Annotated in this window: 18 protein-coding genes; 6 read left to right on the top strand and 12 right to left on the bottom strand. The window is 70.4% G+C overall.

Going from position 1 to position 18455, the window contains the following annotated elements:
• Nucleotides 1-248: 248 nt before the first annotated feature.
• The 6 genes from QMF80_RS16985 to QMF80_RS16960 all read right to left on the bottom strand — a co-directional run bounded on the left by QMF80_RS16985 (nucleotide 249) and on the right by QMF80_RS16960 (nucleotide 5928).
• Entirely contained in the window at nucleotides 249-737 is a 489-nt protein-coding gene (locus tag QMF80_RS16985) for a hypothetical protein (RefSeq protein ID WP_283454082.1), read from the bottom strand.
• A 5-nt stretch (nucleotides 738-742) separates the two neighbouring features.
• Nucleotides 743-1882: a hypothetical protein gene (locus QMF80_RS16980; protein WP_283454081.1), complete on the bottom strand. Its 1140-nt coding sequence runs from the start codon at nucleotides 1880-1882 to the stop codon at nucleotides 743-745.
• Nucleotides 1882-2442, bottom strand: coding sequence for a WXG100 family type VII secretion target (locus QMF80_RS16975; RefSeq protein WP_283454079.1), 561 nt, complete (start codon nucleotides 2440-2442; stop codon nucleotides 1882-1884). Before QMF80_RS16975 ends, QMF80_RS16980 begins: the two co-directional genes overlap by 1 nt.
• Before the next feature lie 213 nt (nucleotides 2443-2655).
• Nucleotides 2656-3828 carry an HTTM domain-containing protein gene (locus QMF80_RS16970; RefSeq protein WP_283454077.1) on the bottom strand — a complete coding sequence of 391 codons (1173 nt, stop codon included), beginning with the start codon at nucleotides 3826-3828 and terminating at the stop codon, nucleotides 2656-2658.
• On the bottom strand, nucleotides 3818-4657 hold the full coding sequence (locus QMF80_RS16965) for a DUF5819 family protein (protein WP_349372214.1): 840 nt from the start codon (nucleotides 4655-4657) through the stop codon (nucleotides 3818-3820). Before QMF80_RS16965 ends, QMF80_RS16970 begins: the two co-directional genes overlap by 11 nt.
• 77 nt (nucleotides 4658-4734) lie before the next feature.
• Complete coding sequence (locus QMF80_RS16960) at nucleotides 4735-5928, bottom strand: ice-binding family protein (RefSeq protein WP_283454073.1); 1194 nt, start codon at nucleotides 5926-5928, stop codon at nucleotides 4735-4737.
• Between the two features lie 406 nt (nucleotides 5929-6334).
• Between QMF80_RS16960 and QMF80_RS16955 the strand changes: the two genes are divergently transcribed.
• Complete coding sequence (locus tag QMF80_RS16955; RefSeq protein ID WP_283454071.1) at nucleotides 6335-7306, top strand: helix-turn-helix domain-containing protein; 972 nt, start codon at nucleotides 6335-6337, stop codon at nucleotides 7304-7306.
• Between the two features lie 83 nt (nucleotides 7307-7389).
• Here the strand turns inward: QMF80_RS16955 and QMF80_RS16950 are convergent, their stop codons facing one another.
• The gene (locus tag QMF80_RS16950) at nucleotides 7390-7911 is read right to left on the bottom strand and encodes a DUF5994 family protein (protein WP_283454246.1); all 522 of its coding nucleotides are present in this window, start codon (nucleotides 7909-7911) and stop codon (nucleotides 7390-7392) included.
• Nucleotides 7912-8369: 458 nt separating this feature from the next.
• Between QMF80_RS16950 and QMF80_RS16945 the strand changes: the two genes are divergently transcribed.
• The 3 genes from QMF80_RS16945 (at nucleotide 8370) to QMF80_RS16935 (ending at nucleotide 10875) form a co-directional block, all read left to right on the top strand.
• Entirely contained in the window at nucleotides 8370-8573 is a 204-nt protein-coding gene (locus QMF80_RS16945; protein ID WP_283454069.1) for a cold-shock protein, read from the top strand.
• 303 nt (nucleotides 8574-8876) lie between these two features.
• A complete protein-coding gene (locus QMF80_RS16940) occupies nucleotides 8877-10427 on the top strand; it encodes a DEAD/DEAH box helicase (protein WP_283454067.1) in 1551 nt (516 codons plus the stop codon).
• A gap of 46 nt (nucleotides 10428-10473) precedes the next feature.
• Nucleotides 10474-10875, top strand: a complete 402-nt coding sequence (locus QMF80_RS16935) for a CBS domain-containing protein (protein WP_283454245.1) — start codon at nucleotides 10474-10476, stop codon at nucleotides 10873-10875.
• 104 nt (nucleotides 10876-10979) lie between these two features.
• Here the strand turns inward: QMF80_RS16935 and QMF80_RS16930 are convergent, their stop codons facing one another.
• Nucleotides 10980-11339, bottom strand: coding sequence for a hypothetical protein (locus tag QMF80_RS16930; RefSeq protein ID WP_283454065.1), 360 nt, complete (start codon nucleotides 11337-11339; stop codon nucleotides 10980-10982).
• An 899-nt stretch (nucleotides 11340-12238) separates the two neighbouring features.
• On the opposite strand from QMF80_RS16930, the gene QMF80_RS16925 reads away from it, so the two are divergent.
• Nucleotides 12239-12577 carry a MerR family transcriptional regulator gene (locus QMF80_RS16925; protein ID WP_283454063.1) on the top strand — a complete coding sequence of 113 codons (339 nt, stop codon included), beginning with the start codon at nucleotides 12239-12241 and terminating at the stop codon, nucleotides 12575-12577.
• Between the two features lie 143 nt (nucleotides 12578-12720).
• Here QMF80_RS16925 and QMF80_RS16920 read toward each other — a convergent pair whose 3' ends face one another.
• Entirely contained in the window at nucleotides 12721-13929 is a 1209-nt protein-coding gene (locus QMF80_RS16920; RefSeq protein ID WP_283454243.1) for a PP2C family protein-serine/threonine phosphatase, read from the bottom strand.
• Between the two features lie 571 nt (nucleotides 13930-14500).
• Here QMF80_RS16920 and QMF80_RS16915 point away from each other — a divergent pair.
• Nucleotides 14501-14863: a PRC-barrel domain containing protein gene (locus QMF80_RS16915; RefSeq protein WP_283454061.1), complete on the top strand. Its 363-nt coding sequence runs from the start codon at nucleotides 14501-14503 to the stop codon at nucleotides 14861-14863.
• An 11-nt stretch (nucleotides 14864-14874) separates the two neighbouring features.
• Here the strand turns inward: QMF80_RS16915 and trhA are convergent, their stop codons facing one another.
• The 3 genes from trhA to QMF80_RS16900 form a co-directional block, all read right to left on the bottom strand.
• Nucleotides 14875-15672, bottom strand: a complete 798-nt coding sequence (trhA, locus tag QMF80_RS16910) for a PAQR family membrane homeostasis protein TrhA (RefSeq protein WP_283454059.1) — start codon at nucleotides 15670-15672, stop codon at nucleotides 14875-14877.
• Nucleotides 15673-15724: 52 nt separating this feature from the next.
• The gene (gene trpS, locus QMF80_RS16905) at nucleotides 15725-16837 is read right to left on the bottom strand and encodes a tryptophan--tRNA ligase (RefSeq protein WP_283454057.1); all 1113 of its coding nucleotides are present in this window, start codon (nucleotides 16835-16837) and stop codon (nucleotides 15725-15727) included.
• A gap of 277 nt (nucleotides 16838-17114) precedes the next feature.
• The gene (locus QMF80_RS16900; protein WP_283454055.1) at nucleotides 17115-18368 is read right to left on the bottom strand and encodes a serine hydrolase domain-containing protein; all 1254 of its coding nucleotides are present in this window, start codon (nucleotides 18366-18368) and stop codon (nucleotides 17115-17117) included.
• Between the last annotated feature and the right edge of the window lie 87 nt (nucleotides 18369-18455).

Genomic DNA, 18455 nt, shown 5'->3' with positions numbered 1-18455 from the left:
GGAATCACCTTCGCAAGACACATTTCGCGGGTCGCGACCCCAACGAAGCCCACGTGCCGGGTGCTCCCCACGCTTATAGCGCGGGTTCGATTCCCGTCATCCGTTCCACGACGAAGCCCCAGGTCAGCGACCTGGGGCTGTTGTGTTGCCCAGGACTTGTCCGGCCGATCAAGGGTGGCCCAGGAGGTTCCGCAGGGATGCTCTGATGCGGCACGTGCCGGATGACCCTTCCCCCGGCGGGCCCCGCCTCAGTGCAGTTGGAGGCGGAAGTCCGGGCAGGTGTCGGGGTCGTCGTCGGCGTAGACGAAGGTCCGCTTCGCGTCGATGCCGATCGACAGCAGGTCGATCGTGTCAGGAGCGGGCAGATCGGGCTTCGGCGGATCGAAGTGCAGGCGGAGCAGGGCGTGCTGGGAGCCTGCGGAGGGCTGGTCGAGTTCCCAGGTCCCGGTGGTACTGAAGGAGGCGCCCAGCTCCTTGCGGAAGGAGTCGCCGGTAGGCCAGTTCCCGACGGTCAGCGTGCCACCGCTCTCCCCGGGGCGGGTGGTCAGCGTCAATCGGGTGCCCTCGGCGGCGAGTGAGCCCGCGTAGCTGCCTTCCAGGTCGGCGGTACTCGCAGTGGTGGCGGGCGCGGGGACGCAGCGGTCGAGGGTTCCGCTGCCCAGGCCGCAGGCGGTGAGGGACCAGGAGAGGGCTGCCAGGGCCGCCCCGGCCGCCGTGATGCGTATGCGCTGGTTCATGGCGGCTACTTCGTTCCCGCAGGGATGCGCTCGGTCCAGGTGATCGTCTGGCTCACGGTGGAGAAGGTGCCGTCCTCTTTGTTGGTCTTCTTCAGCCAGTCGTAGTAGCCGACGAAATGGAGGAAGGACTCGTTGCTGGTCTTGTTGTCGAGGGTGTACTGGACGACGAGGGAGCCGTCCGGGTCCTGGCCCTTGACGTCGTACTTGAGGGAGTACGAGCCCATGAAGGCTTCGCCCAGGTGGTCCGAATCCCCGGTGACGATCGCCGGTATGTCGGTGCCGAGGAGCTTCTTCAGGGCGCCCACCTTGCCGCCGTCCGAGATGGAGTAGCTGACCTTGCCCTCGCCCTGGCCGTCCGTGTTCCACTGGGCGAGGGTGTCCGCCCGCAGCTGCTCCATGCTCACGCTGGACTTGATGAGCTCGGTCATCTCGTCGCCGTCGTGATAATCCCGGGAGCGGGGGCCCACGCCGGTCACCCAGGCGAGGCCGAGGTCGTACGGGTCGTCCTTCGGTCCGCTGGGATAGAGAGGCTGGCCGCGCATGGCGTGGTCCAGGAGCACGTAGTCCTCCTGGCTGATCTGGTTCGTCGTGTCGATGTTCGAGTGCTGCGGCTTGCCGTTGAACCACGGGCCGAGGCCGATGTCGGACATCAGGCTGAAGGCGAGGTTCTGGTCGGCGGTGATGCCGCGCCGCACGATGTCGTTGATTTCCTTCTGGGCCGCCTCGATGGCCTTCGCGTCGACGGACCCCTTCTCGACCACCGTGCACTGGCCGCCCACGACGGAGGGCGACACCTCACCCTTGCTGTCCACGTGCATGCCCTGTTCGCCGATCCGCGTCACCGCCGCCCGCAGGTCCGTCTTGGCGGACTTCAGCTCGCCGAGGGCATCGTCCAGAACGCCGAGGACGGCCGCCGCGACCTTCGTGGCGTCCTCCAGCTGACGCTGGATGTCATCGATCATCCGCCAGGCGTACGGGGCGGCCGCGCCCTCCCAGTAGCCCTTGTCGCGCAGCGGGGTGAGCATCTCGCCCTGGACCCGCTTGCCCAGGCCGCTGATGCCCGTCTGGCTGGTGCGCCACTGATCGGCCAGCTTCTGCAGCGGGCCGAGGTCGGTGTCCAGGATCTCCCGGTAGAACGAAGCCATTACAGATCCTCGATCAGCGACCGGCGCACGCGGACCCCGCGAAAGGCATCCTCGATCGCGGCGTCGGTCTTGTCGTAGTCCCGGGCCCCGGCCCGCAGGCTCTCGGCGATGTGCGCCAGCCAGCCCGCCACCGTGCCGGCCTGCTGCTCCCACTGCCGGTGCGCGGCCTGGATGGCGTACGCGGACTCCCAGCCCGCCATGGTGGTGCTCGCCGTCCTCGCCGGCGCCTCCAGCGCGGCGGCGGGCTTGGTGAACGCGGTGTGTATCTCGTCCGCGCGGTCCGCCGCCGTGTTGAGGATGGACGGCGCGATCTTGAGGCGCTGGCCCAGCCGCTGGCCGCCGGGCCCGGGTCCGGTGGGACTGACCGGCGGGCGGAGGAACGGCGACTGCGGCTGAGAGAAGGAGGGCCCGGGCTGGAGATCGCGCGGAGTGGTGGGATCGGCGTAGCTGTCGGCGGCCGGCGCCTGGTAGAAGGGCGCAAAGGGACCCAGGTTGCGCTTGCTCAGCTCATCGGGCGTCAGCGGCAGCCGTTCCGGTTCAGGCAGCAGGTCGTCGCTCACTGGATTCCCCCAAGATTGTGCCCATCTCTGCGCAGGTCAGGCTAGCCGTGCCCGCGGACACTACCGCCACGGGGCCGCACGTGGGCGCGGGACTTCCCGGCGAACTCCGGCCACGTACCTTCTTGCCCGCATCGGCGTGACGCGGGCAACGCCATGAGCCCGAGCCCTGACGCCCCACCGCGCCCCCACCATGTCCCCGCCGTGCCGGCACTGTCACGGCACCGGCCGGGAGACCGGCGCCTCGGCCGTGACGCGGGCCGACCGGGTCGCCGCCGGGAGGGTGTTCGGCCGACCGGGATGCTGCGGCGGCACAGGTACGGGCTCCTGGTCAGCCTGCCCCGGGGCCGCCGTGGGCTCCGGCCGCCGTGCCACGCGCCGCCACAACCGTCCCAGGGACCGGTAGAAGCGGTCCGGCAGGAAGACGGCGTCCGCAATGATCATCGCCCCGGAGAACAGCGGCAGTCCCAGGAGTACGGCGATCCCCAGATGCATGCCCAGCAGCACGGTCAGGACGGGGTACTTCAGCCGGCCGAACAGGACGAAGGGGAATGCCACCTGAAGCAGCACCGTCAGGTAGCCGGCGACGGCCATCGGGACCGGGTGGGCGTCGGCCATGAGGGACACGGCCGGCCAGGGGCGGAACAGATCGAGGTTCAGGACGTAGTGCAGGGCCGTCCCATTGCCCCAGGAGCCGCCCTGCACCTTGTACAGCCCGGCGGATCCGTAGAGGAAGCAGACTTGTGCGGCGATGACGAACATGCCGCAGTTGTGCAGCACCGTGGTCAGAGTCCGGCGGACGTGGGAGAAGTGCCGCGTCCGCCGGCCGGCCGGGATGCCGGCCGGCCCTCGGAGCCGTGCCCTGCGCGCGTCCAGGGACCAGTGGCGGCCGCATGCGGTGAACATGAGGTACACCGCCATGAGGAGGGTGACGTTGTCCCCTCCGTCCGTCATGAAGATCGCCCTGGCGTGGAACGAGGCGACCACGACGGCGAACAGTACGGAGACCGCTCTGGTCCGCCAGCCGGCCATGAACAGTCCCGACGTGACGAGAGCTGCCGCGTAACAGATCTCGAAGTACGCGCGGCTGTCGAACAGGGTGAGGACGCTCAGCCAGCCGGTCTGGTCGAACAACTGCCTCGCGAGGTCCGGCGTCCACGGTGCGCCCGGACCCCAGATCTCGTCCCGGTACGGGAACTCGCGCAGGAGGAAGACGAGGTAGAGGAATCCGTACCCGATGCGCAGCACGGCAGCGGCGTAGAGGGACACCGGCCGCTCGGTCAGGACGGCGCAGGACGTCCCGATCCGGTCGAGCCCTGACTGCCGCGCACCGGGGGGTGCCCCTGCGGCCGCGGTGCGATGAGCTGCGGCCGTCTGTTCAGTGCCCATGCGAGGCCACCTTCCACCAGGGCAGATATCGGGTGTCGGCGGGCCGGGGCGCGGCGACGGCCGCGGCCCGGCCGGGGGTGCCCGCCGGGACCGGCGGGCCGATGGGCACGGTGACGACCCGCAACTGGATGGAGTCGAAGGCGCCACCGCGGTGGGCGGCGACGCGATCCGCCGCGATGTTGCGCAGGTACGTCTCCATCATCAGAGCCCGTTCCGTACGCGCCTGGTCGTCGCCGCCGTGCGTCTCGAGGTACGAACTCCACGCCCGCCGCAGCATGTTCTGCGAGGTGTGGCTGGGGAACGGATTGTGCTCGACCGCGGAGCCGTCCGCGCCGGACAGATCGAACCAGTCACTCACCTGCGCGGTGCCGTCCGGGGCGGTCCGCATCGCCCTCGCCGAGATCTGCCGGTTGACGGACTCCGGATCGGGTGCGAAGAGGCGCCAGTTCTGCTCGAACAGCGGGAAGACCCATGCGTTCACCTGCCGGCTGTACTGCTGCGAGACGGCGTTCGGGGGCGCCACATGAAGAAAGACGAGGAGGACGTGGATCAGGGCCGTCGCCACGCACAGGGCCACGACAACCGAGAGTCCTGCCTTCACAAGGACGGCCGGCCGCTCTGAACCGCCCGGCCCCTCGGCGGGTTCCCCACCCCGGCACCGCGGCGCCCCCGAGGCGCCACGCTGGTCCGGTTCCCTCACATCCGCGGACTCGGCCGCGCCCAGGGCGGTCCCACCCGGCGGCCCTTCCGTACCGACTGCACTCACCTGATCTCCCGGGCTCTCACCGATGCCGGGCGGCGGCTCGACTGCCACTCCGCCGCCCGGCATCCCTCCACCTGTCGCGGCTCGGCTGCCGCTTTCAGCGAGCGCCGCACGGCAGCGGCGCCCTCATGTCGCGTCGCCGGCTACGCCGCCTTCTCGTCGGCCTGGCCGTACCCGCCGCCACCGCCCTCGTGGTCCTGGTCGTGCGGAGGCTTCTCGTGGTCATGGTCGTGGTCGTGGTCGTGGTCGCGCGGAGGCTTCTCGTGGTCGTGCGGAGGCTTCGGGGGCTTGGGGTAGCCGGGGATTCCGCCGGTCGCGCCGCCGTTGGCACCACCGGTGGTGCTGCCCGTGGTGCCCGCGATGAGACCACCGGGAAGGCCGCCGGTGACGCCACCCGTCAGGACACCACCCAGCAGGCCGCCCGAGGTACCACCGGTCGTCACCCCGCCGAGCAGGCCGCCCGCGGTACCACCGGTGCCGGTGCCACCGGTCGTGGTGCCACCCGTCCCGGTGCCGCCCGTGGTCGTGCCTGCGACCGCACCACCCGTGACCAGACCGCCCGTCGTCCCACCGGACGTGCCGGTGGCGCAGTTCCCCCGGTTGATCACGTCGTTGATCAGTGACACCTGGCCGTTACGGGCCAGCGTCCGGCCGTCGATGGTCACTGAATCATTGACGGTGATCGAGGTCAGAGCCATGATCGTGCCCACGAACTTGGAGCCGCTGCCGAGGGTGGCCGACGCTCCGATCTGCCAGTACACATTGCACGGCGAAGCGCCGTTGGTGAGAAGCACGCGGCTGGCGGAGGCCGTCGTCAGGGACTCGGGGACCTGGAACACCCACACCGCGTTGGGGTCACCCGCGGCGTCCAGGGTGAGGTCTCCGGTGAGTCCGAGACCGATCGCGGCGTGGTGGACGCCCGGAGACAGCGTGATGTTGGCGATTCCCGCCGAGAGGGCACCGTCCACGACTTGACCGGCAGCCTGGTCGTACGCCGCGACGAGGTCGTCCTTGGCCCCCTGGGCCACGACGTCCGCGCGGTGCTGGACCCCGTTGACCGTCCCCGGTTCCGAGGCCGGCGGGCGGAACCCGGTGATGGCCGACCCGGGATGCACACCGATGTCTCCGGTGACCACCGAGGGGCCGGTGTTGGTGATCGTCGACCCGGCCAGGATCGCGAAGGAGGCCGCGGTACCGAGCGGTACGGGCGTGCCAATGGCATGTGCGGTCGTCGGCGTCACCGCGACCACCGCAGCGGCGACCGCAGCCGCGAGCACCGACGCGATCAAGGCCGGTGTTCTGCGCCATTGAGGCACGTAATAGTTGTTCGGCGTCATCGAGGGGCCAACTCCTGAGTGGTGGCGTATGGGGAATCTCCCGGCGCGCGGAATCCCCGTCTCTTTCGCTGGCATATTACGCAGCAATGGACAACGGGATGTCGATTCATTCGGGTGATTTCGCACATTCGGCCATGCGGGTCGGCAAAAATATTAAGACCGAATAAATGCATCCGGCAGAACTCGTCAACAATGCGGCGACCGCGATCCGCCGCGTCAATTCCTCCATGGCACGACAGTCAGGAGGAGGCGAAACAGCAAGGGGGACATGGGGCGGCAGGCGCCTCCGTCCTGTGGAAGCGTGACGCGAATGGGCTCCCGAAACGGGGCCGGATAGGGGATCGATCCGCCTTGGACCGCGACAATCTGCTGACCAGGGCAACCCTCGAGTGGAGGTAGCAGTTCCGTGACGGCGTACGTCCATCCCACCATCAGAAGACGTCGGCTCGGAGCGGAGCTGCGCCGCCTCCGCGAAGCCAGAGGGGTGAAGATGCAACAGGCGGCCGCGCATCTGCTGGTTTCCCAGCCCAAGATCAGCCTGCTGGAGAACGGTCGCCGCCGCATCAGCCCACGCGATGTCCGTGACCTGTGCGCGCTCTACGAAATCGAGGACCGGCAGACCGTCGACTCGCTGATGGAGATGGCCAGGGAGTCCCGCCAGGAGGGCTGGTGGAACGCCTACGGCGACATCCCCCACGGCGCCTACATCGGCCTGGAGGGCGAAGCCACCTCGATCCGCTCCTACGACCCGCTCGTGATCCCCGGCTTGCTGCAGACCCCCGCCTACGCCCGGGCGCTCATCGCGGCATCCCTCCCGATCCCCACCGCCGAACAGGCGGCCGCACGCCTGCAGGTACGCCTGCGCCGTCAGGACCGGGTCGCGGACACCTCGGACCGCCCGCTGCGCTTGTGGGCCGTGCTCGACGAGTCGGTGCTGTGGCGCACCGTCGACAGCCGCGGGGTCATGCGCGCGCAGCTGGAGCATCTGACGCGGATGAGCACGCACCCTGACATCACCGTGCAACTGCTCCCTCATTCCGCGGGAGCACATCCGGGAATCTCCGGGCAGTTCTCGATGCTGGAGTTCGCCGGCGCCTCCGAGGCCGACGTGGTGTATCTGGAGAATTTCAGCAGCGACCTGTATGTGGAGAAACGTTCCGATGTACAGACCTACGGCGACATGTACGCGCGCCTTCAGGCGCAGGCGCTGAGTCCTGAGAACACCCGGGATTTCCTCATCGAGATCCTCCAGCAGTACCCGAGCACCGGTTTACGACCTGGCGCCCACGCCCCGGATCCGGCGCGATGCGTCGAGGTGATTTCCCTGGAACCCGGGCGACGGACAGGCCGGAAGGACGCCTGCGGACCGGTCTGGTAGCCGGGTCAGGCCACTCCCGCGCGTGCGACCCGCAAGGGCGGCCCCGGAGCGTGTCCACGTGCCGGGGCCGTTGGGATGCGGGGTCAGCGGAGCCGGCGACTCCGCCGCCGTGCCGCTGTCGGCTCGGCCGTTCCGGGATCACCCACGGGGGCCAGGAGGATCTGTGCGGCCTGGGTGATGTTGTCGGCGCGGACCGCCTGGGCCATCGCGGTCCGGGCGGCATCGAGCGTGGTGTCCGGCGGTACCACCAGCAGGGCGAAGTGGTCGTTGTCGCCACGGGTGAGGAGAACGGTGTCGTCGCCCACCGGGTCGGAGTCGAGGTGCACGACGCGGTCGTCGATGAGCAGACGGGTCGGCAGCACGTTCCAGGCCTCGGTGTCGAGGCCGACGCGCGTGATGGGGCCGAGGTACTCGACCAGGACCCGGATCAGGGCGGGCAGTTCGGCCGCGATGTCTTTGGAGCGCGGCCACCACGCCCCGTCGAGCAGCCCTGTCCGGGACTGCGTGGTCTCCAGCCGCAGCACGGCCGTACCCGGTCTCACCGCCTGGTGGATCGCGTCCGGAAGAAGCAGCGGGGCGGGGCGGGGGGTGTCGGAGTCGGTCATCATGGTCCGCCCGTCTCGGGAGTGCGGCCGCAGGTCTCCCCCGGGCCCCACCGATGCGGGTGCGGCCCTTGTCCGGCGCGACGCCGCCGTCGTTTCACGGTACCCCTCGGATCTGCTCGACGCCGCTGACCGGGCGCCGACCTTAATTTCGCAACGCTGCGCTCGGGGTGGATAAATATCTGTCCCGGCGGCCTGAGAGTTTAACGGACCCTGCGGGGAGAGTATTTACCGCAACGCCCAGGGGGATAATATTTAACACACCCGCGCCACTGCGGCGTGCTACTGTCGATCTCGGTTGCAGTTTTGGTACCCAAAAACTTCGAGCGCTTCCGATCGGCCTCCACGCCGCTCTGGGAGCGCTTTATATTTCCGGGTCATTATCCGGGCGGGGCATCATCGCGGCGACACGGTGTCCGCATAGTGCGGACGCTGGTGTACTGCCCCAAAGGAGATCTGACATGGCTGCTGGCACCGTGAAGTGGTTCAACGCGGCAAAGGGTTTCGGCTTCATCGAGCAGGACGGTGGCGGTGACGACGTCTTCGCCCACTTCTCGAACATCGCCGCCCAGGGCTTCCGCGAGCTGCTCGAAGGCCAGAAGGTCACCTTCGACATCGCGCAGGGCCAGAAGGGCCCGACGGCCGAGAACATCGTTCCCGCCTGACGCTGACGCACAGGGTGCAGCTGGGGCCCGCACCCCTCGGGGTGCGGGCCCCAGCTGCACGCGTTGTCCGCGGTGTTTTCACCCGCGGGAAGAAGCTTCAAGGGATGCGGCCACCAGGATCCGCACCCGAGCCGATCCATTCGGCTCTTGCGTCCTGAGGACGCCACCTCATTCCAGCGCCTGCGCCCACGCAGATTTCCTGTGGGCCATCCGCTTTCACATTCGGCTCGTTCTTGCGATTCCTTGCGCCGCTTTTCCGCTGCGGGAATTCCTTGATACGTGCCATATCAAGGAAGGTTCCACATGAACCCCACACGTAAGAACGACCGTTCCTCCCGCTCCCGCAGCCGCACCGGCGGTCCTGCTTTCGGCACGGGCGCCGGCTCGGAGCGGGGAAGCCGTTTCGGCTCGTCCGCCGCGAGCCGTTCCGGGGGCCCGAGCCGTTCCGGGGGCGCCGGCCGCTCCGGGGGCGCGAGCCGCTCGGGCGGTTACGGCCGTCGGCCCGGCGGCGTCCAGGGCGAGTTCGCCCTGCCGAAGACGATCACTCCCGCGCTGCCCGCCGTCGAAGCCTTCGCGGACCTCGCCATGCCGGCCGAGCTGCTGGCCGCTCTCGGTACGCAGGGCGTATCGGTGCCGTTCCCGATCCAGGGCGCGACGCTGCCCAACACCCTCGCCGGACGGGACGTGCTCGGCCGCGGCCGCACCGGCTCCGGCAAGACCCTGGCGTTCGGCCTGGCGATGCTGGCCCGCACCGCCGGGCAGCGCGCCGAGCCCCGCCAGCCGCTCGCTCTCGTCCTCGTCCCCACCCGCGAGCTGGCCCAGCAGGTGACCGACGCCCTCACCCCCTACGCCCGTGCCGTCAAGCTGCGCCTGGCCACCGTCGTCGGCGGTATGCCGATCGGCAGGCAGGCCGGCGCGCTGCGCGGAGGCGCGGAGGTCGTCGTGGCCACGCCCGGCCGGTTGAAGGACCTCATCGACCGTGGTGACTGCCGGTTGAACCAGGTCGCGATCACGGTCCTCGACGAGGCCGACCAGATGGCCGACATGGGCTTCATGCCGCAGGTCACCGCCCTGCTCGACCAGGTACGTCCCGAGGGCCAGCGGATGCTGTTCTCCGCCACCCTGGACCGCAACGTCGACCTGCTGGTCCGCCGCTACCTCACCGACCCGGTCGTCCACTCCGTCGACCCCTCGGCCGGCGCCGTCACCACGATGGAACACCACGTCCTGCACGTCCACGGCGCCGACAAGCAGCGGACGACCACGGAGATCGCCGCCCGCGAAGGCCGCGTGATCATGTTCCTCGACACCAAGCACGCCGTCGACCGCCTGACCGAGCACCTGCTCAGCAACGGCGTACGGGCCGCCGCGCTGCACGGCGGGAAGTCCCAGCCCCAGCGCACCCGGACCCTGACCCAGTTCAAGACCGGGCACGTCACCGTCCTGGTCGCCACCAACGTCGCCGCGCGCGGCATTCACGTCGACAGCCTCGACCTGGTCGTCAACGTGGACCCGCCGACCGATCACAAGGACTACCTCCACCGCGGCGGCCGCACCGCCCGCGCGGGCGAGTCCGGCAGCGTCGTCACCCTGGTCACCGCCAACCAGCGGCGTGACATGACCCGCCTCATGCAGGCCGCCGCGATCGTCCCGCAGACCACCCAGGTCCGCTCCGGGGAAGAGGCCCTCCACCGGATCACCGGCGCCCGGACCCCCTCCGGCATCCCCGTCACCATCACCGCACCGGTCTCGGAGCGGCCCAAGCGCACTGCCGCGTCCCGCGGGCGGCGCAGGCCCGCTGCGGCTGCCCGGCGCGTGAGCGTGCGGCAGTCCGCCTTCGACGCGGCGGCCTGACAACCACGTGATCCGGAGACTGATCCATCACTGCAGGAGGCACATGGTGACGCTGGTCCAGGCACAGCCCCGCTCGGCGAACGCCAACCCGGTGGACCGGACGGTGGACGACGCGATGGAGGCCGGTCCGCAGGTCTGCGACGACATGACGGTCGCAGTGGCCCTGGCCGTCATGGCCAGTGCGCGCGCGGATCGTCTGCTCGTCTGCGACGAGTACGGCGTGTGCGGCGGGCTGGTCACCCGGGCCCAGCTCACCGACATCCGCGACAGCGCCGCGTACACGGACCAGATCCGCCTGCGCGCCGTCCTCGGCGACCGGGGGCCGTTCACCTCGCCCATGACCACGTTGGCCGAGGCCGAGCACGCGATGCGCTACCGCAAGCTCGCCGCCCTGCCCGTCGTCGACGAGCAAGGCAGCGCCCTGGGCGTCCTCGCCCTCGCCCGCTGAACCGCCTCACCGCGGGACGACCGTCCCGCTGAGCAAGGAGGGCCCGACCGGCACGCGCCGGTCGGGCCCTCCCGCGTTCCGGGGGTTTGCGTTCCGGCGGTGCGTCAGTGGTCGGAGTAGCTGAAGTCGCCCATCGTCCAGGCGCTGACATCCGCGATCGAGACGCGGTACATCCCACCCGTCTCCGGGATCCCCACCGTGCCCTGGAGGATCCGGGCCACATGGAAGTGCAGATGGGTGGGCCGTTCCTCCACGCGTGTCGTGGCGGTGAAGAGGGCGGCGAACTCGACCAAGCGGGCCGAGTCGGTCAGGACCTCCGACACCCGCTGCCTCCACACGGCTTCGGGAGCGAGCCGGCCGGTGATGACAGCACCGCCGGCGACCACGGTCAGGGACATCTGATTGCTCTGCCCGGACTCCACCATGGTGGCAACGTCAACGAGCAGCTCGTCAGGCTTCGACATGAGAGCCGATTGTATTCACCGGCCGTCCCGCCCGCACCGGCCGTCCCGGGCCCCTGACGTGCGGTGCGGGCTGTCCCGCACATCCTGGGGCGGCAGCGATGGTCTAGCTCTCCCGGGTGAGCGTGAAAATCTGAGATGGCCGGAGTAGACATTGGCCGGTGGTGTGGTTATGGTTTCTCTCGTAGCCCAGAGAGACCGAAGGGCCTGGCAGAGACGAACTGCCGGGCAGCAGTACAAGCAGTTGCAGTACAAGCAGTACAGCTGGTTGTAGTTCGCATGACGGTGCGGTGGTGGAGTGTCGAAGCCAGGGCGGTTGCAGGACGGCGACGGGACTGACGACCGGACCGGGTGGCCCGCGGTGATCAGGGGCCGCCACAGGAAGTACCGCGGTTTACGCAGTGGCAGTACCTGAAGTAAGTGCGGTTCTCGGTACCCAGCAGTGAAGTTGAGTGGAGTGGCACCTCGGTGAAGGCGTCGGCTGCGGGCGCGCGCACCGGGAGGTTCGGCAGTGGGGTTCTAAGCCAGAGCAGACGCAGGACGGGCGACGGGGCTGGCTGCCGGAGAGTGGCGCTTTCGCAGGCCACTGAGCAGTACGCATCACCAGCAGTACGCAGTCCCCAGTATGTAAGTAGTTGATTGCCGAGGGAAGAACGGAGGAGCCGAGCGCCATCAGGATCGCCCGGGCGGATGTCTGAGCCCGGGTACCGCAGGACATCGATAGTGAGGTGGTCTCCGGTCAAGCAACCGCGATCCCCGCACTCCCGGCAGCGTCTCGGCCGGGTCAGCGGAAACAGCAGGCCGACGCAGTACTAGGGTCGGTAGATGGTGTAGTAGTTCCTTCGGGGCCCTGGTGCCGTACGGCACCAGGGCCCCTCCACGCGTTCCATGAGAGAGGTGCAATGACAGCAGACGACTCGTTCGGCCGTCTCGACGACGACGACTACCCCGCCTACACCATGGGCCGGGCCGCAGCCATGCTCGGAACCACCCAGGGCTTCCTCCGCGCCATCGGCGAGGCCCGCCTCATCACCCCGCTCCGCTCCGACGGCGGGCACCGCCGCTACTCCCGCTACCAACTGCGCATCGCCGCCCGCGCCCGCGAACTCGTCGACCAAGGCACCCCCATCGAGGCCGCCTGCCGCATCGTCATCCTCGAAGACCAGCTCGAAGAAGCCCAGCGCATCAACACCGAATACCGCCGCACCGCCGAATCATCCGCTCCGCCGGCCTCGGCCTGAGGTGAGTGTCCTGAGGTGAGTGCGCCCGTCGGTGTCGGCGGGCTCGCGCTCCCGCCCCGCACGGACTGAGGGGCGGCGTTCGCAGCGCCCCGGATGCCTCGGAGGTCCTCGTCTGCGCCGTGCCTCGGGCGCCGGACGGAGCGTTACTCGGGCGCCGATGCCTCAGTGAGGTCGGCCCCGGCGTCGGCGCTGCGCGTCGCCTGGTGGGTGCCGTGCCAGTCCAGGCACATGACCGTCGCGTCGTCCTGGAGGCGTCCGCCGTGAGCGCGCAGAACCTCCGCGACCAGGGCGCGGGAGGCCTCGCGGGGGTGGAGATCGCCCGTGCGCGCGATCAGGGAGGGCAGGTCGACCTCCACGGCGTGGCGCTCGAGCATGCCGTCGGTGAGCATCACGAGCCGGTCGCCCGGCCGCAGATCCAGCCGCTGCACCCGGTAGGTGGTGCGCAGCCGGATGCCGAAGGGGAGGTCCACCTCGGGAACCATCTCCTCAACCGTTCCGTGTCTCAGGCGCAGCGGCCAGGGATGCCCCGCGTTGACGAACTCGGTGGTCCCGTCGAGCAGGCTGACGCGCAGCAGCTGCCCGGTGACGAAGCCCCGCCTGCCGTTGTCGATGACGGCCTGGTTGGCCTCGAAGGCCTGCTCTTCGAGGTCGGCGCCGGCCCGTCTGGCCCGGCGGAGGGCGCCCACGGCCAGGGTGGCGAGGAGCGCGGCTTCCACGTCGTGGCCCATGGCATCGGTGACGGAAAGCTGCATGGTGTCGCGGTCGACGACGTAGTCGAAGGTGTCACCGCCCACGTGCGTCGCGGGCTCCAGTGCTCCGGCGACCGTGAACTGGGCCGCTTCGCATGCCAGCGAGGCGGGGAGGAGCCGGTGCTGGATCTCGGCCGCCAGGTTCAGGGGCCGCGTACGGCGGCCCCACTGGTAGACGTCGGTGAAGGACCGGTTGGCGATGACGATGTAGGCCAGGGCGTGCGCGGTCGCACCGATCTGCCGCATCACGTCCTCGTCGGGCAGACCCGTCAGGAAGAGCTCCAGCAGGCCGATCGCGTCGCCGCGGTTGGTGACGGGCGCGACGACCCTGACCAGGCTGTCGCTCTCTCGCCGGAGGGCCGGCCGCTGTGTGCGCAACACGTCCGCGTAGAGGGTGCCCGGCAGCGCGACGCGCTCGGGGGGCCCGCCGGACTCCACGCTGTCGGCCGCCCCGAGCCGCACCACGGACGACCCGGTGAAGTCGACGATCAGGAACGAGACCGCAGCGGCGTTCAAGCGGTCCCTGAGCATCCGTGCGACGACGTCGAGCGACTCGACGGGGGAGGCGGATTCCGCTGCCGCGAGCGTGACCGCGAGGCCCATCTCCGCCGGCCACTGGCCGTCGTCGCGCCCTTGACGGGTGCCTGTATCCCGCTCGTCGGTCGGGGACATGGCCGCTCCTCTTCCTGCTCCGACACCGTGGGAAGCCGGTCCCCCCGCGAGAACTGCTCCGTGACGCTCTTCCCGGACCCGCCCGGACCCGCCCGGACCCGCCCGGGGCCTCGCGCTCCGCCCCCATGGCCTCGTCGAAGGCGTCCCCTCGCGGGTCGCGGCCCGTGACCGCGTCCGGCACGGATCCCGGGAGACCGGCTGGGCCGACCGTCCCCAACCCTGCCCGAGGACCCGCGCGCCAGCTGCCCGGTGACGCCCGTACGGACCGTGCTGCCCGACCGGTTCACCCGAACAGCGCTCACCGGCCGCTCGCTCGGGGAACGTTGTCGTCATCGCCGCACGCGCGGACGGGACGCCGCCCGGCCGCCGGCATGGCGCGCGAGCCCGGATTCCGCAGCGGACTCGGTTGCGCGGCAGCCACCGGGGCATGCGGATGGGACGATACGAACCGGTGGAGCCGAGGGGCCACCGCGTCCGGTTGCCGAGGTTGAGGAGACGGTCTGTGAGCGGTGTGTGGATGTATGCGCAGGACAGCGGTTACACGCCCCGGCAGTCGCTGGTGGGGTTCGCCGTGGCGGCGGCTGACGGTGCCATCGGGCACGTGGACCGCCAGCAGGACCAGCCCGGTATGCAGCACTTGGTGGTCGACACCGGTGTGTGGGTGTTCGGCAAGAGCGTCCTGATCCCGGCCGGCGCCGTCACCGTCATCGACTCCGAAGAGCGAACGGTGACGGTCTCAGGTACGCAGGAAGAGATCAAAGCCGCACCGCAGTTCACCACCGACAGCGAGACAGCCGACCACGACTACCTGTCCGCCGTCGGCAACTACTACGTCTCGCTCCGCCGCCCGCCCGCCGCACCCTGATCCGAAGCCGGTCAGCGGGCGGCGAGGAGGATGGCGGTGTAGTGCGCGGTGAAGGCTGCCACGGTCAAGGCGTGGAACACCTCGTGGTAGCCGAACCAGCGGGGTGAGGGGTCGGGGCGCTGGAGGCCGTACACGACGGCGCCCGCGCTGTAGAGGAGCCCGCCGGTCACGATCAAGGCGAGTACGGCCGTGCCGCCGCTGTGCAGGAAGTCGGGCAGGTAGCGCACCGGCGCCCAGCCCAGGGCCAGGTAGCAGGGGGTGTACAGCCAGCGGGGAGCTCCGACCCACAGGACACGGAAGGCGATGCCCACCAGCGCGCCCGTCCACACGATCCACAGGAGGACGGACCGCTGGTCGGGGGAGAGCAGGAGCACGGCGAGCGGGGTGCAGGTGCCTGCGATGATCAGGAAGATGTTGGCGTGGTCGATGCGGCGCAGAACGGCCTCGCCGAGCGGGCCCCACGTGCCGAGGTGGTAGACCGCGCTCGTCCCGAACAGCAGCCAGGCGGTGACGGAGTACACGGTGCAGGCGAGGGCGGCCTGCGGTGTCCCGGCCAGGCAGATGAGGACGATGCCCGCGGCCAGCGACGCGGGGACCATACCGGCGTGCAGCCAGCCCCGTAGCTTCGGCTTGACCGGCGCCACCAGCTCGGCCGCTCGCTCGACCAGGCCGGCGAGCGGGTGGGAGTCCTCGTGTCCTCCGGCCGCGGGCGCGGCCGTTGGCGCGGAAGGAGGACCGCCGACTTCGGTGTCGTCTCGAAACACTGCTTCCCGTCCTGACTCGGAATGCTGGGCATCACTGGCAACCATGTGTTCATGCTAGGGAACGTCGTCGCAGGAGCCCCCACCAGCCGGCCGGTGGTCAGTACAGGGTTCCCATCGCGGTGCGGACCTCGGTCAGGGTGGCTTCGGCCAGGGCTGCCGCCCGCTCGTTGCCGGTGCGCAGGGTCTGGCGGACGTACGCCCGGTCCTGCGCGTACTGCGCGCGGCGGGCGCGCAGCGGGGCGAAGTGCTCGTTGACCGCCTCCGTGACGGTTCGCTTCAGGGCGGCCGCGCCGCCGTCGCCCGTCTCCTCCGCGACCTCGTGCGGGGCGCGGCCCTGGCACAGGGCGGCGAGCAGGACCAGGCTGGACACCTCGGGGCGGGTGGCCGGGTCGTAGGTGATGCGGCGTACGGCGTCGGTCCTGGCGCCCTTGATCAGCCGGGCCGTCTCGTCCGCCGTGTCGGAGAGGGCGATGGCGTTGCCGCGGGACTTGCTCATCTTCTTACCGTCCGTGCCCAGCAGCAGCGGCGCCGCCGACAGCAGGGCCTCGGGTTCCGGGAAGACGGCCCCGCCCTGGCCGTAGCGTTCGTTGAAGCGCCGGGCGACGGTCCGCGTGACCTCCAGGTGCGGCAGCTGGTCCTGTCCCACCGGCACCAGGTTCGCCTTGCAGAACAGGATGTCGGCGGCCTGGTGCACCGGGTACGTGAACATCAGCCCGCTGACCGAGGCCTGCCGGGAGTGCGCGATCTCGTCCTTGACCGTGGGGTTGCGGCCGAGCTCGGCCACCGAGACCAGCGACAGGAACGGCAGGAGCAGCTGGTTCAGAGCGGGGAGGGCGCTGTGCGCGAAGACCGTGGAGCGCTCGGGGTCGATGCCCGCCGCCAGGTAGTCGAGGACCAGGTCCTCCACGTGCTCGGTGAGCCGTTCGGCGACGTCCCGGTCGGTCAGCACCTGGTAGTCGGCCACCACGACGAACGTGTCCACGCCCGCGTCCTGGAGGCGGACCCGGCCCTGGAGGGTCCCGAAGTAGTGGCCCAGGTGCAGGCGCCCGGTGGGCCGGTCTCCGGTCAGTACCCGGAAGCGGTGCGGGGCCTGGCGGACCAGCCGCTCCAGCTCGGCGTCGCGCGGGGTGGCGGCGTTGTGCGTGGTGGCGGCGTTGCGCGGGGTGGCGGTGGGGGGCGTGGTGGCGGTGGGGGGCGTGGTCGTGGTCATGATTGCGGGCTCCTGCCTCAGGGGGAGGAGCCGCCGACAGTACGAGCCGGGAGTACGAGTGCGCACGCGCGCCGCGGGCCGTCCGATCGACGGCCCGGTGGTACGTACGTCAGTGTCCGTGGCCGCTCCTAGAGGGAGCGCCACCAGCGGAGACGAGACGTACGGGGAACAGACACGGCTCCAGGCTAGCCGGTGCGCGTCCGTCCCGCACGGGCCTTTGGCCGGCTGTCCCCCGGCGTGTTCCCCGGCGTGTTCCGCCCGCCGCTTCGCCCGCCGGTCAGCCCTTCAAGGCGTGCCGCGGGGTGAGGGCGGCGGTGATGCGGTGGGCGATGGTCTGGCTGGTGTTGCCCGCGGGGCTCTTGGCGCCGGTCGTGGTCGAGACGGCGATGGCCAGGTGCTCGGCGGGCAGGTAGGCCTGGACGGCGGCGTAACCGGTGAACGACGGGTTCGTGAGGATCCAGCCGTTCTCCACGATCACCCCGAGGCCGAAGTGGCGGGCCGCGCTCATCACGAGGCAGACCGTGGCGGAGCAGTCTCCGACGGCCTTGCCCAACCCCACCGTTCCCGGGTCGAGTTGCGTCGCGAAGCTCTTCGCCGGGAGGAGCTGCCCCGTGCCGATGACCTCCGCCGAACGGGCCAGGTCGCAGATGTGGGTGGTGAGGACGGCGCCGGGAGCCGTGGTCCACGAGGGGTTCCAGAAGGTGGATTCCTCGTAGGTGCCGCGCTCCGCGTCGAAGGCGTGCAGTACGGGCTCCTGGATGACCGGGGTGGTCTCGCTACGGGTGTCGGCCAGCCCCGCCGGGCCGGTGACGCGCTGCTGGAGCAGCGTGGCCAGCGGGGTGCCGCTGATCTTCTCCAGGGCGGCGCCCAGGATCACGAAGTTGGCGTGCGAGTAGCTCCAGTTGGTGCCCGGCGGGTACCAGAGCGGGTGCGCGGTGGAGATCGCCTCCAGCTGGGCGGGGGTCCACTGGCGGAAGGGGTCGGCGTAGAGCGCCGCGATGAACTTCGGGTCGGTGACGTAGTCGTGCAGCCCCGAGGTGGAGCTGCCGAGCATCCGCAGGGTGATCCGGTCCCCGTGCGGCACCCCCCGCACCCAGCGGGAGACGGGGTCGTCCAGGCCCGCCTTGCCCTCGTCGACGAGCTGGAGGAGTACGACGCCCAGGTAGACGATGGCCACCGAGCCCGCCCGGAAGTGCATGTCGGCGGTGGCGGGGACGTCCGTCATGGACTGCCCGAGGGCTCCGGTGACGACCTCGCGTCCGTCGCGGTTCACCCGGAGCACCACGGCGTTCAGGTCCAGGTCCTTCAGCGCCTGGCGCGCGATGTCGAGGATCTGCTTCGCCTCGCCGCCCGCGGGTGCGGGGGAGGCCGCGCAGGCACCCGTGCGCGGCTGCGGCGCGCGGCCCGGACCGGCGGCCCGGGCGGCGGTGGGCAGCGCTGCCCCGAGCAGGGCGGCGGCGCACACCAGGGCGGTACGGGCGCGTCCGCGGCGGGCGCGGGCCCGGGGCGGGCCGTCGGGGGTGGCGGTCATCGCGTTCTCCTGCCGGTCGGGCCGGGGCGGGGCCGATGAGGTGTGACGGGATCCGCCGGGTGCTCGCCCGAGCACCGGACAGCGCCG

The sequence above is a fragment of the Streptomyces sp. G-G2 genome (assembly GCF_030063135.1).
GTDB lineage: Bacteria > Actinomycetota > Actinomycetes > Streptomycetales > Streptomycetaceae > Streptomyces.
Note: the sequence above shows the minus strand (reverse complement) of the source record. Positions and strands in the feature narration are given on the sequence as shown.

What these genes read in the sequence shown, in the direction of transcription:
- QMF80_RS16985 (WP_283454082.1), bottom strand. Translation starts at nt 737, where the DNA reads ATGAACCAGCGCATACGCATCACGGCGGCCGGGGCGGCCCTGGCAGCC.
- QMF80_RS16980 (WP_283454081.1), bottom strand. Translation starts at nt 1,882, where the DNA reads ATGGCTTCGTTCTACCGGGAGATCCTGGACACCGACCTCGGCCCGCTG.
- QMF80_RS16970 (WP_283454077.1), bottom strand. Translation starts at nt 3,828, where the DNA reads ATGGGCACTGAACAGACGGCCGCAGCTCATCGCACCGCGGCCGCAGGG.
- QMF80_RS16965 (WP_349372214.1), bottom strand. Translation starts at nt 4,657, where the DNA reads ATGCCGGGCGGCGGAGTGGCAGTCGAGCCGCCGCCCGGCATCGGTGAG.
- QMF80_RS16960 (WP_283454073.1), bottom strand. Translation starts at nt 5,928, where the DNA reads ATGACGCCGAACAACTATTACGTGCCTCAATGGCGCAGAACACCGGCC.
- QMF80_RS16950 (WP_283454246.1), bottom strand. Translation starts at nt 7,911, where the DNA reads ATGACCGACTCCGACACCCCCCGCCCCGCCCCGCTGCTTCTTCCGGAC.
- QMF80_RS16945 (WP_283454069.1), top strand. Translation starts at nt 8,370, where the DNA reads ATGGCTGCTGGCACCGTGAAGTGGTTCAACGCGGCAAAGGGTTTCGGC.
- QMF80_RS16940 (WP_283454067.1), top strand. Translation starts at nt 8,877, where the DNA reads ATGAACCCCACACGTAAGAACGACCGTTCCTCCCGCTCCCGCAGCCGC.
- QMF80_RS16930 (WP_283454065.1), bottom strand. Translation starts at nt 11,339, where the DNA reads ATGTCGAAGCCTGACGAGCTGCTCGTTGACGTTGCCACCATGGTGGAG.
- QMF80_RS16925 (WP_283454063.1), top strand. Translation starts at nt 12,239, where the DNA reads ATGACAGCAGACGACTCGTTCGGCCGTCTCGACGACGACGACTACCCC.
- QMF80_RS16920 (WP_283454243.1), bottom strand. Translation starts at nt 13,929, where the DNA reads ATGGGCCTCGCGGTCACGCTCGCGGCAGCGGAATCCGCCTCCCCCGTC.
- trhA (WP_283454059.1), bottom strand. Translation starts at nt 15,672, where the DNA reads ATGGTTGCCAGTGATGCCCAGCATTCCGAGTCAGGACGGGAAGCAGTG.
- trpS (WP_283454057.1), bottom strand. Translation starts at nt 16,837, where the DNA reads ATGACCACGACCACGCCCCCCACCGCCACCACGCCCCCCACCGCCACC.
- QMF80_RS16900 (WP_283454055.1), bottom strand. Translation starts at nt 18,368, where the DNA reads ATGACCGCCACCCCCGACGGCCCGCCCCGGGCCCGCGCCCGCCGCGGA.